Raw genomic sequence first — 12531 nt, 5'->3', positions numbered from 1 at the left:
TTATTTCTTCAATTCAATTGACTCTCCTGAACGTAGTTTATCAGCTATTTCATCTAGTTTTCTTAGACGATGATTCACGCCTGATTTAGATATAACACCTGTAGAAACCATTTCACCTAATTCCTTAAGTGATATGTCCTGATGTAATACCCTTAGACGTGCTATTTCTCTAAGTCGCTCCGGTAATTCATCGATTCCAATTTCCCGGTCGATTAATTTAATATTCTCTACTTGTCTCATCGCTGCGCTGATTGTTTTATTTAAATTTGCTGTTTCACAATTCACAAGACGATTAACAGAGTTACGCATATCTCGTACAATTCTTACATCTTCAAACTTTAATAGCGCCTGATAGCCACCAATGATACTGAGAAATTCAGAAATCTTCTCTGCTTCTTTTAAATATGAAATATAACCTTTTTTACGTTCTAAAGTTTTTGCGTTTAATTCATATTCATTCATTAATGCTGTTAAACCAAGTGAGTGGCTTTCATATAAAGAAAATATTTCAAGATGGTAAGAAGATGTCTCAGGATTATTAACTGATCCCCCTGCCAAAAAAGCACCGCGTAAATAGCTGCGTTTACAGCATTCATCTGATACTAAAGACTTATCGACAATTTGTTTAAATTCACCATCAGTTAATATTTTAAGTTCGTCCAGAATTTCTTTCGTTTTCATTTTTATTCTACAGATATAGACATTATTTTTTTTAAGTTTCATCTTCTTACGAACGAGCAATTCAATATCTACACCAAAGATTTTCTTCGTTAAACTATATACTCGTCTTGCAATCGCAGCATTTTCAGATTGAACATTGATTACCCACTTCATGTTCTGAATGCTCAAATTGCCATTCATACGAATTAGCGCTGATAATTCTGCTTTACTACAGCACATATCTGTTTCTATCCGTGTTAATTCATTTTTCATTTCTGAGGCAAACGACACAATTACTCGCCTTCTTTCTGGTTAAACTCTATTGTACTGATTTCACTTAATGCAAGTTCATATATCATATCAGCAAGGATTTCATTATTATGACGTACAATACCGTCTAAATTGATATCAACAAGTTCGTTATCAGTAATCAGTTCAATGCCCATTTTTCGGATGCTATCATAATCGCAATGAACAAAAGTCGAATTGTTTCGTGCATAGTTATCATGAATTTTATTATCAAATGTAGTATCATTTGCAATAACAAATTGTATAAATGGCTGCCCAACATGCTTATGAATCGCTTCAATATGGTCAGCGACTGTATAATCAATCGTTTCACCGCGTTGTGTCATGATATTAGAGACATAAAGTTTTTTTGCATCACTTTTAACAATCGCTTCAGCAAGTTCATCCAAAACTAAATTCGGGATGATACTTGTATATAGACTACCTGGTCCCATTACAATCAAATCAGATTCAAGTAAAGCTTCTACCGCTTCTTTCATCGGTTTAATGTTTGAAGGTGTCAAAAATACACTTTCAATTTTTTTATCTTTTAAAGGTATTAAAGATTCTCCGACTACAATTTCTCCGTCCTCCATAATTGCATTGAGAATAGGGCTCGTATTTGTAGAAGGTATTACTGTACCTTTAACATTTAATATTTTGCTCAGCTCTTTGACTGCATGCCCAAAATCACTTGTTACATCTGTCATTGCAGCAAGCATCAAATTTCCAACTGGATGCCCACCTAAAGTTTCATCATTAAAACGATACTGAAACAATTTCTCAAGCATCGGCTCCACATCGCTTAATGCTGCAAGTACATTACGCACATCTCCAGGTGCGGGTATATCCATGACATCACGAATTTTACCAGTACTTCCACCATCATCTGCTACTGTTACGATTGCCGTTATTTCTACAGGATAATGCTTTAAACCTCTCGCCATTACGGATAATCCTGTACCACCGCCAATCAGACAAATTTTAAGCCTTCTCATCAATGATTCCTTCTATTAGTGCATCTCTGTGGCGAGTATTCAATTCAAAATCAAAGAAATCTATCAGTTCATTGCTAATACGTTCTGCTAAAGCAACAGAACGGTGTTGACCACCTGTACATCCAATCGCAATTACAACTTGTGACTTTCCTTCACGCATATATCCAGGAATCACAAATTTCAATAAGTCCATCAGCTTCGTATAGAATATTTCAGTTTCTTTCCATTTCATCACATAATCATAAACACGTGCATCCATTCCAGTTAAAGGACGTAGTTCCTCAATATAATAAGGATTCGGTAAAAAACGCACATCAAAGACAATGTCTGCATCGATCGGGACACCATGTTTGAAACCAAAACTCATTACATTGATAGAGAATATATTGTCTTTTCCAGAACCGAATAGTTCAATCACTTTTGAACGTAACTCTTTAGGTTTAAACTCTGAAGAATCAACAATATGCGTTGCTACACCACGTAGATCTGCTAATAATCGACGTTCTTCATTGATTGCTTCTAAAGGTGTCCCTCCTGATGCAATCGGGTGTGTACGACGTGTTGCTTTATAGCGGGACACAAGTACATTATCATTTGCTTCAATAAATAATACCTGCACAAGTATATCCGTTAAATTGGTTATATTTTGAAGTTCTTCACGTAAATTGTCGAAAAAATCTTTACCACGTAAATCTACACCTAATGCAACACGTGAAAGTGACTGATTATTATCCTGCATCAATTCAACAAATTTAGGTAATAATATTGGCGGTAGATTATCAACACAAAAATAACCTAAATCTTCTAAGCATTGAATTGCTACCGACTTTCCGGCTCCACTCATACCAGTTACAACGACTAATTTTTTAAAACTTTCTTCATTATTCACTGAAATCCCCCTCAAGAAGCTATTACTTCTATAATACATGAATTCACAAAAATAGACACGCGAATGCGTATCTATTTTACTCTTATTATTAGTCGTTTAAAGCCTCAATATAATGTTGTGCATTTTGGGCAGCAATACTACCATCACCTGTTGCAGTAACAATTTGTCTTAATTTTTTAACACGTACATCTCCTGCAGCATAAATGCCAGGAATGCTTGTTTCCATTTCATCATTTGTAATAATGTATCCTACTTCATCAGTAATACCTAAATCTAAAAATGGTTTCGTTAATGGCTGCATACCGATATATACGAACACACCGTCTGTTGGTACAGTTGATTCAACACCATCATTATCAACTAACGTTACAGAACTCACTTTCGTATCACCGTTAATTGATTTTAATGTTGAATTCCAGATGAAATCGACTTTTTCATTTTTAAATGCTCTATCCTGTAAGATTTTTTGTGCTCTTAACTTATCTCTGCGATGGACGATTGTAACTTTGTCTGCAAACTTAGTTAAATAAACCCCTTCTTCAACTGCAGAATCTCCACCACCGATAACGATTAAGTGTTTCTGTTTAAAGAATGCTCCGTCACATACAGCACAATATGAAACGCCTCGGCCACCTAATTCCTGTTCACCAGGCACACCGATTTTTTTATATTCAGCACCAGTTGCTATAATCAATGCTTTAGCTTTCAATTGTTTTTCACCAAGATCAATTATCTTCATATCGCCGTCTAATGTTACAGATTTAATATCTCCATATGCATATTCAGCACCAAATTTTTGCGCATGATTAAACATTTTTGTAGATAAATCTGGTCCAGTGATTAAATCAAATCCCGGAAAGTTTTCTACATCTGCTGTGTTTGCCATTTGTCCACCTGGCATACCACGTTCAATCATAATTGTTGATAGATTAGCTCGCGATGCATAAACTGCTGCAGTCATTCCTGCAGGTCCTGCACCAACGATTACTACATCATATTCTTTTATTTCAGTCATTTTCTTACCTCCATTATTTCAATTCGTAAGTTCAATATACAACAACTTATTAATTTTAAATATTATTTTGCTTAAAGGCATCATATACTTTTACAAAATGATAACGCGTCGTATTAAATTTTTCGATAACTTCTCGCTTAGTTATTTTATCATTCGACATCCTCATATATAAAAAGTAACATACTGCAGTGTATGCCTGGATATTTTTCAGATCCATCTTAGCATCAATAATTGCTTCAGCTTTTTCAATCCAATAATCAAATAAAGCAATATCATATACTTCATCGAATAACACTTTCAATCCTTTATGGATAAAATCAAGTTTTATTAGATTAATATTATGAAAGATATATGAAAGGTAGAGCTTTTCAAAGTCAGGCATACCTTCTAGAATTTCCCATACTTTACGATTGATAATAAGTGTCTTATCATTCATCTGCGAAATTAAAAAAATGCCGATCAAACGATGATTGCGATCGATATGTTCAAGAAGCGGTAAAATTTCATCACTCAAATATTGTTGGCCATCATAAATTTGCCTCGGACTAGGTCCTGGATTCTGTACCATTTCAGTAAGATTTGCCCACAATTGATCAGACTGACTGTGATGACCTAAAGCAAAACTATTAAAACTAAGTGCATGTAACATTTGACTATTCACAAATTTACCTTTTTTGTACAAAGGTAAAAGTAAATCTTGAGATGTTTCAAATTTTTTCAGGAAACTTAGCACGATACCTAGCTTAAACTTCTCTTCATCATTAATCGGTACAATTTTTTTAAGACGTTTTAAATATAATTCATACTGTTCTGTTTGATTCGTATTATATAGCAGTAGAGTATAATGACAAAGTGCATGTATATCCGTCGCATCTTCATATAATAGCTGCTCTAATATCGCGCCACTTTCCTTGTATTGTCCGATAAAAAGTAAAGTCATCGCTTTTAAATTACGTATTTCTGAACATTCCTGTATATCAACAGGCTGATAATTAATCCAGTCCAGCGCTAATTCATAATGAAAGTTCTGAAAGAAATTCTGAAAGATATAGTGCACAACAAAACTTTCACTTTCACTTTCAACCTTTGACTGATCTTCGTAAAATACTTCAAACAATGTCTGTAGTTCATCAAGATATGAAATATCATCTGAATGCAAGCAGTAGTACATACCAAATAAAAAAGCCTTATTAGGATCGCGACGTTTTACGAACAGTTGACTGAGTTCATAAAACACATCTATACAATCAAAATCCGTACTTAAATACTTAATTAACGTTTGCTCTGCATCATCAAACTTACCAATCATCTGTAAACATTCTGATAAGCTTTTATTTACTTTCCATTTGTTTTCTTTTTGAAGGGATTTTATATAAAATGAGATGGCTTCATCATATGATTGCTGGCTCTGTTTTTTTAAGCCGATCTTATAAAATTCATCATCATTACTAGGAAATTTTATAATGTTATCCATCCATCACACCCCTTTTTATGTCGATACTTCAATTATACCTTATTTTTAATAATCATTGGATTACCATATGCAAATGAATTTGCCGGCACATCTTTGGACACGAGTGTCATCGCTCCAATGATTGCATTATCACCGATTGTTACGCCGGGTAATACGAGTGCATTAGCACCTATTAATACATTTGATCCGATTTCAATATTTCCAATGCGATACTCGTCGATTAAATATTCGTGTGTTAACAAAGTAGCATTGTAGCCTATTACTGAATTATCACCGATTGTAATTCTTTCAGGAAACATCAAGTCAGGCATCGCTTTATATGCAATTGAAGTTTTATTGCCGATTTTCATACCGAGAAATATGCGATATAAATGACGTTTTAATTTAACTGAAGGACATATTCTGCCACTTTCTATCACAACAAAATTCTTGGCTACTTTAATAAATGAAACTGTGCGATACATATGCCATAAAGGATTAACTCCATTTGATCTAATGCTTGACGTTTTGCGCATCACCTGAACTCCTCATCGGAAAATTAACGTCTTTATATTTAGGCAATTGATATTTAAAATTACGATAAATCCATATCGCAAGTGCAGCAATGATAATCGTAATTGAAATCATCTGAGCAATTCTTAAATGTTCCGTTAACATTAAACTGTCCGTACGCATACCTTCGATGAAAAAACGTCCGATTGAATACCAGATGGCATAGCTAAGTAACGTCTGGCCAATCTTCAAATGTTTGCGGAGTAATAATAAAATAACAAAACCGGTGAAATTCCATATCGATTCATAAAGAAAAGTAGGATGATAATAAACGCCGTCTATCTTCATGTTGTTAATGATGAATTCAGGTATATGAAGTTGCTCTAAGAAACTTCTTGATACTTCTCCGCCATGTGCCTCCTGGTTCATAAAATTGCCCCAGCGACCAATTGCCTGGCCAAGAATTATACTTGGTGCTGCAATGTCACCAAGCTGGAAAAATGATACATGCTTCTTGCGTGTTAAAAAGTAAGCCATCCCAAGTGCTCCAATTAATCCACCATGTATCGCTATACCACCGTTCATTATCATCGGTATCTCTGACAGATGTTCTTTATAATATGACCATTCAAATGCGACATAATAGATTCGCGCACAAATTATGCCGGAAATTACTGAACTGATCACAATATCTATCAGCGTATTTTCAGGAAAATGCTTCTTTTCTGTTTCACGTTGTGCGAGTAGATATCCAAGTAATATACCTACTGCTATAATGACGCCATACCAGCGAATTTGTATCGGACCAAGCTCTAGTGCTATAGGGTTAAGAGTTAACAGCATTTTAAATCTCCTTTAATGATTGATTTTTAATTTGTGCATTTAACCTGTCATTAAAATCTTTTGCAGTATTTGTACCCATCTTATTTAATCGATAATTCATCGCTGCAACTTCGATAATAACAGCTAAGTTACGTCCAGGTCTTACCGGTACAGTTTTCTTTGTAATCTTAGAGTCAAGTATCGTTAATGTTTCTTCTACTAAACCCACACGATCATACGTTTTATCTTTCGCCCAGAATTCAAGATTGACATTTAACATTAGTCTTTTTTCAGGTAATACACTACCAGCTCCAAAAAGTGTCATGACATTGATAATACCTAAGCCACGAATTTCAAGCAGATGTTCAATAAGTTTCGGTGCTTTTCCCATTAAAACATTTCTTGAAATTTCTTTAATTTCAACATTGTCATCAGCAACCAATCTATGTCCACGTTTAACAAGCTCCAATGCCGTTTCACTTTTCCCTACACCAGAATCACCCGTGATGAGTACACCGACTCCGTATACATCAACCAAAACACCATGAAGACTTGTTTCAGGTGCGAGCTCTCTTTCCAGGAATGAAGAAATTTTATTGATTAAACTTGTCGTAACATCACTACTACTTAACAATGGTGTTCCTTTACGGTTACAAGCATCCACTAGTTCTTCAGGCGCATCAATATTTCGCGTTAAAATAATACAAGGTGTTTCTTTTCTACATAGTTTTTGCATACGTTCTCTTCTGTCTTCTTTACTCAATGTTTCAAAAAACGACATTTCAGTTGTTCCGAGCACCTGTATTCTATCAGAAGAATAATGTGAAAAGAATCCTGCCATCTCTAATCCAGGTCTCGATATATTCGTATTGATAATAGGAATTTCTATCGCTACATTACCTGCAATAATTTCTAAGTCAAACTTCTCGATCAATTCTATACTCGTTATCATGTTAAACCTCCATCATCCAATACTTTCATATTAAATAACTTTACGCAATAATACAATTTAAAACGACAAAGAGACACTGACAAATTCATGTCAATGTCTCTTTATTATTTACTGACGTTCTACATGTCGTTTTAAATATCTTCCTGTATAAGATGCGCTTGATTCCATAATTTGTTCCGGGGTACCAATGGCGATAATCTTACCACCATTGTCGCCACCTTCCGGTCCTAAATCAATAATATGATCTGCTGTTTTAATTACATCTAAATTATGTTCGATAATCAGGACAGTATCACCATTTTCTACAAGCTTCTCTAATACTTTAAGTAATCTCGCAATATCATCGACATGAAGACCTGTTGTCGGCTCATCCAGAATATATAAAGTCTTACCGTTACTTCTACGGTGTAACTCACTGGCTAATTTAACACGTTGTGCTTCTCCACCCGATAATGTAGTAGCAGGTTGTCCCAACTTCACATAACCTAAACCAACATCTACTATCGTTTTTAGTTTACGTTTAATTTTAGGAATATTCTCGAAGAAGTGATATGCATCTTCTACTGTCATATTTAATATATCAGCAATATTTTTATCTTTATAGGTTACTTCTAATGTTTCGCGGTTATAGCGTTTTCCGCCACACACTTCACACGGTACATATACATCTGGCAAGAAGTGCATTTCTATCTTGATGATACCATCACCTCGACAAGCTTCACATCTGCCGCCCTTAACATTAAAGCTAAAACGGCCTTTTTGATAGCCGCGTAACTTCGCTTCATTCGTTTGACTGAATACATCGCGTATATCATCAAATAGTCCAGTATATGTGGCTGGATTTGATCGTGGTGTACGTCCGATAGGTGATTGATCAATATCAATAATTTTATCAATATGCTCAATACCTGTCACTGCGTCATGGGAACCAGGTTTTGCTTTTGTTTTATATAATTTTTGAGCAAGTGCTTTATACAACACATCATTAACTAAGCTACTTTTACCTGAACCTGATACACCAGTGACTAAGGTCATCATACCTAATGGAATATTTACAGATACACCTTTTAAGTTATTACTTGTCGCATTTTCGATGGTTATAAAACGTCCATCTGATTTACGACGCGTTTCAGGCATTTCTATTTGTTTTTTACCACTTAAATATTGTCCTGTTAATGACTTTTTATTTTTCATGACTTGATTCGGTGTACCTTGCGCTACAATTTCACCACCATGTACACCCGCGCCTGGTCCGATATCAATTAAATGGTCTGCAGCAAGCATCGTATCTTCATCATGCTCTACAACAATCAATGTATTTCCCATATCACGCATAGACTTCAATGTATCAATTAGCTTATCGTTATCTCGTTGATGTAACCCGATGGATGGTTCATCCAATACGTACATTACACCTGTTAAACGAGAACCAATTTGTGTTGCTAATCTGATACGTTGAGCTTCTCCACCTGAAAGCGTTCCAGCGGCACGGTTTAATGTTAAATATTCAAGACCAACATTGTTTAAGAAACTCAAGCGTTCAGTAATTTCCTTTAATATAAGTTTAGAGATTTGCTGCTCTTTCTCAGTTAATTCAATCGAATCATAATATTTCAATGCTTCACCGATCGAAAATTCTACAACTTGTCCAATGTGTTGGTCTTTTATCTTCACACTCATCGCTTCATTTGAGAGTCGATAGCCATGGCACGTATGACAAGCTTCATCCACCATATATTTACGCATTTGTTCGCGTGTATATTCAGAAGGACTTTCCTTATAACGACGTTCGATATTATTTAATACACCTTCATACTGCATTACACGTTTACGCGTAACTCCATTATCCTGTTTAAATGTAAAAGATATTTCGTCATTATGACCATATAAAATAATATGCTGTTCTTCTTCTGTTAACTTTTCGAAAGGTTTTTTCATACTGATATTAAAATGTTTACATGCTTGCTTTAGCAAAGTTGGATAGTAGTTAGAACTAATCGGTTCCCATGGTAGAATCGCTCCTTTATCAAGTGTGAGCGATTTATCCGGAATAACAAGGTCGACATCAACCGATAATTTAGTGCCTAATCCATCGCAATCAGGACAAGCACCAAACGGCGAATTAAACGAGAACATTCTCGGTTCTAGTTTCTCAATTGAAAAACCACAAATCGGACATGCATGATGTTCTGAAAACTTTACCTGCTCACCACCAATAACATCTACCACGACATTCCCTTCTGCAAGTTTTAAAGCATTCTCTAAAGAGTCTGCAAGTCTTGCTTCGATACCTGGCTTTACAACAAGACGATCGACTACTACATCAATATCGTGATTTTGATTTTTATTTAAATCAATTTCGTCGGTAACATCATATACTTCGCCATCAACCTGTATACGTGCATAACCTTTTTTAGAAATTTCTTCTATCAACTTCTTATGTGTCCCTTTTCGCCCACGAATAACTGGTGCGAAAATCTGAATCTTTGTACGCTCTTCCATCGCCATAACTTTATCTACCATCTGTTGAATCGTTTGTGATTCAATCGCAATACCGTGAATCGGACAATAAGGTATACCGATACGTGCATATAACAATCTCAGATAATCATAAATTTCAGTAACTGTCGCAACTGTACTTCGTGGATTCTTGCTCGTCGTTTTCTGATCAATTGATATCGCAGGCGATAACCCTTCTATCACATCGACATCAGGTTTATCCATTTGGCCTAAGAACATTCTGGCATAAGCACTTAGTGATTCTACATATCTTCTTTGACCTTCAGCATAAATAGTGTCGAAAGCTAAACTTGATTTACCTGATCCTGAAAGTCCAGTCATAACGACCAGTTTATCACGAGGTATTTCTATATCTATATTCTTTAAATTATGTGCTCTCGCACCTTTAACTACGATTGATTTATTTTTCATATTGTCACCCTTCAGCTTTAAGCTCAAATAAAATGTCTCTCAGCTCAGTAGCACGTTCAAAATCAAGTGCTTTTGCTGCTTCTTTCATTTCATGCTCAACTTTTTCAATCATTGCATTACGCTCTTTTACCGTTAATTTTTTCTTTTTCTTATCTTTAGTCGGTAAATCTTCTGCAACATCTGGTGTTGCACTAATGATATCGCGTACTTTTTTATTAATGGTCATCGGTGTGATGCCATGTTCTGTATTATAACGCTCCTGAATTTCACGACGACGATTGGTTTCATCAATCGCTATCTTCATTGAATCAGTCATTTTATCTGCGTACATGATAACTTTCCCTTGATCGTTACGTGCAGCACGACCGATTATCTGAATTAAAGAACGATGACTGCGTAAGAAACCTTCTTTATCCGCATCAAGAATTGCAACGAGAGATACTTCAGGAATATCTAATCCTTCTCTTAATAAGTTGATTCCGACAAGTACATCGAAAACACCTAATCTTAGATCACGAATGATTTCTATACGTTCTAAAGTTTTTATTTCAGAATGAAGATAGTTAACTTTAATTCCTGCTTCCTTTAAATAGGTCGTTAAATCTTCACTCATCTTCTTCGTTAATGTCGTAATGAGTACACGTTCATTTTTTTCAATACGTTGTCTAATTTCTTCCATTAAGTCATCAATTTGATGTTCAGATTTACGTACTTCAACAATTGGATCAAGTAATCCAGTTGGTCGAATAATCTGTTCTACCATTTCATCTGTATGTTCAATTTCATAAGGCCCTGGTGTTGCAGAAACATAGACAAACTGATGTCCTTTTGCTTCAAATTCTTCAAATTTAAGCGGTCGGTTATCAAGCGCACTCGGCAATCTGAATCCGTGATCTACCAACACATTTTTACGTGCCTGGTCACCATTATACATACCCCTAACCTGTGGCAATGTAACGTGACTTTCATCCATCATGATTAACCAGTCATCACCGAAATAATCAAGTAAAGTATACGGTGTTGCACCTAGTGGACGTAATGTCAAATGCACAGAATAATTCTCAATGCCTGAACAGAATCCCATCTCACGCATCATTTCTAAATCATAGTTCGTACGTTGCTCTAGACGTTGTGCTTCAAGTAATTTACCTTCTTCTCTAAATTTTTTCAGCTGTTCTTCCAATTCTTTCTCGATACGTTCAATTGCAATCTGCATTTTTTCTTCACGTGTAACGAAGTGACTGGCTGGAAATAATGCGAAGTGTTCACGTTCTTTAAGAACTTCTCCTGTTAAGTAGTTAATTTCGCGAATTCGTTCTATTTCATCTCCAAAGAATTCAACACGTACACATTGCTCGTCACGAGAAGCAGGAAAAATTTCGACGACATCTCCACGCACACGGAATGTACCACGTTTAAAATCGATGTCATTTCGTGCATACTGAATATCAATTAATTTACGTAATAATTGATTGCGTTCAATCTCCATCCCTACACGCATACTTACAACCATATCTTTATATTCTTCAGGGTTTCCTAATCCATAGATACAGCTTACTGAAGCGATGATGATCACATCATCACGTTCAAATAAAGCACTCGTTGCCGAATGTCGTAATTTATCAATCTCATCGTTAATCGATGCATCTTTCTCGATAAAAGTATCTGTAGAAGGCACATACGCTTCAGGTTGATAATAATCATAATAACTAACGAAATATTCAACACGATTATCAGGAAAAAACTCTTTAAACTCACTATATAATTGACCTGCTAAAGTCTTATTGTGAGCCATAATTAACGTAGGTTTACCAACCTCTTTAATAACATTACTCATTGTAAACGTCTTACCTGTACCTGTTGCACCAAGTAAAGTCTGATGACGCTTACCTTCTTTAATACTTTCTACGATTTTTTTAATCGCTTCTGGCTGGTCGCCAGCAGGCTTATAATCTGATTTAATAACAAACGGATGATGTTCCATATGCGCCCTCCTTTTCGATAATATTT

At 35.4% G+C, this 12531-nt stretch carries 10 protein-coding genes; all 10 read right to left on the bottom strand.

Annotated features, from left to right (window positions below):
* The gene (gene whiA, locus JJJ02_RS05950; RefSeq protein ID WP_096077083.1) at positions 1-951 is read right to left on the bottom strand and encodes a DNA-binding protein WhiA; all 951 of its coding nucleotides are present in this window, start codon (positions 949-951) and stop codon (positions 1-3) included.
* Positions 952-953: 2 nt separating this feature from the next.
* Positions 954-1946, bottom strand: coding sequence for a gluconeogenesis factor YvcK family protein (locus tag JJJ02_RS05945; RefSeq protein WP_240837967.1), 993 nt, complete (start codon positions 1944-1946; stop codon positions 954-956).
* Positions 1933-2874: an RNase adapter RapZ gene (rapZ, locus tag JJJ02_RS05940; RefSeq protein WP_255724805.1), complete on the bottom strand. Its 942-nt coding sequence runs from the start codon at positions 2872-2874 to the stop codon at positions 1933-1935. The genes JJJ02_RS05945 and rapZ overlap by 14 nt, the downstream gene beginning before the upstream one ends.
* A gap of 49 nt (positions 2875-2923) precedes the next feature.
* The gene (gene trxB / locus JJJ02_RS05935; protein WP_240837965.1) at positions 2924-3850 is read right to left on the bottom strand and encodes a thioredoxin-disulfide reductase; all 927 of its coding nucleotides are present in this window, start codon (positions 3848-3850) and stop codon (positions 2924-2926) included.
* Between the two features lie 55 nt (positions 3851-3905).
* Entirely contained in the window at positions 3906-5324 is a 1419-nt protein-coding gene (locus tag JJJ02_RS05930; RefSeq protein WP_240837963.1) for a tetratricopeptide repeat protein, read from the bottom strand.
* A gap of 32 nt (positions 5325-5356) precedes the next feature.
* The gene (locus JJJ02_RS05925) at positions 5357-5839 is read right to left on the bottom strand and encodes an acyltransferase (protein WP_240837961.1); all 483 of its coding nucleotides are present in this window, start codon (positions 5837-5839) and stop codon (positions 5357-5359) included.
* Positions 5817-6659: a prolipoprotein diacylglyceryl transferase gene (gene lgt / locus JJJ02_RS05920; protein ID WP_240837959.1), complete on the bottom strand. Its 843-nt coding sequence runs from the start codon at positions 6657-6659 to the stop codon at positions 5817-5819. The genes JJJ02_RS05925 and lgt overlap by 23 nt, the downstream gene beginning before the upstream one ends.
* A gap of 1 nt (position 6660) precedes the next feature.
* Positions 6661-7590, bottom strand: a complete 930-nt coding sequence (hprK, locus tag JJJ02_RS05915; RefSeq protein WP_240837957.1) for an HPr(Ser) kinase/phosphatase — start codon at positions 7588-7590, stop codon at positions 6661-6663.
* Positions 7591-7698: 108 nt separating this feature from the next.
* A complete protein-coding gene (gene uvrA / locus JJJ02_RS05910; RefSeq protein WP_240837955.1) occupies positions 7699-10521 on the bottom strand; it encodes an excinuclease ABC subunit UvrA in 2823 nt (940 codons plus the stop codon).
* A 4-nt stretch (positions 10522-10525) separates the two neighbouring features.
* On the bottom strand, positions 10526-12505 hold the full coding sequence (uvrB, locus tag JJJ02_RS05905; RefSeq protein ID WP_240837952.1) for an excinuclease ABC subunit UvrB: 1980 nt from the start codon (positions 12503-12505) through the stop codon (positions 10526-10528).
* Positions 12506-12531 lie beyond the last annotated feature (26 nt).

Source organism: Macrococcus sp. PK (assembly GCF_022501545.1).
Taxonomy (GTDB): Bacteria; Bacillota; Bacilli; order Staphylococcales; family Staphylococcaceae; genus Macrococcoides; species Macrococcoides epidermidis.
Note: the sequence above shows the minus strand (reverse complement) of the source record. Positions and strands in the feature narration are given on the sequence as shown.

What these genes read in the sequence shown, in the direction of transcription:
- JJJ02_RS05945 (WP_240837967.1), bottom strand. Translation starts at nt 1,946, where the DNA reads ATGAGAAGGCTTAAAATTTGTCTGATTGGCGGTGGTACAGGATTATCC.
- rapZ (WP_255724805.1), bottom strand. Translation starts at nt 2,874, where the DNA reads ATGTATTATAGAAGTAATAGCTTCTTGAGGGGGATTTCAGTGAATAAT.
- trxB (WP_240837965.1), bottom strand. Translation starts at nt 3,850, where the DNA reads ATGACTGAAATAAAAGAATATGATGTAGTAATCGTTGGTGCAGGACCT.
- JJJ02_RS05930 (WP_240837963.1), bottom strand. Translation starts at nt 5,324, where the DNA reads ATGGATAACATTATAAAATTTCCTAGTAATGATGATGAATTTTATAAG.
- JJJ02_RS05925 (WP_240837961.1), bottom strand. Translation starts at nt 5,839, where the DNA reads ATGCGCAAAACGTCAAGCATTAGATCAAATGGAGTTAATCCTTTATGG.
- lgt (WP_240837959.1), bottom strand. Translation starts at nt 6,659, where the DNA reads ATGCTGTTAACTCTTAACCCTATAGCACTAGAGCTTGGTCCGATACAA.
- hprK (WP_240837957.1), bottom strand. Translation starts at nt 7,590, where the DNA reads ATGATAACGAGTATAGAATTGATCGAGAAGTTTGACTTAGAAATTATT.
- uvrA (WP_240837955.1), bottom strand. Translation starts at nt 10,521, where the DNA reads ATGAAAAATAAATCAATCGTAGTTAAAGGTGCGAGAGCACATAATTTA.
- uvrB (WP_240837952.1), bottom strand. Translation starts at nt 12,505, where the DNA reads ATGGAACATCATCCGTTTGTTATTAAATCAGATTATAAGCCTGCTGGC.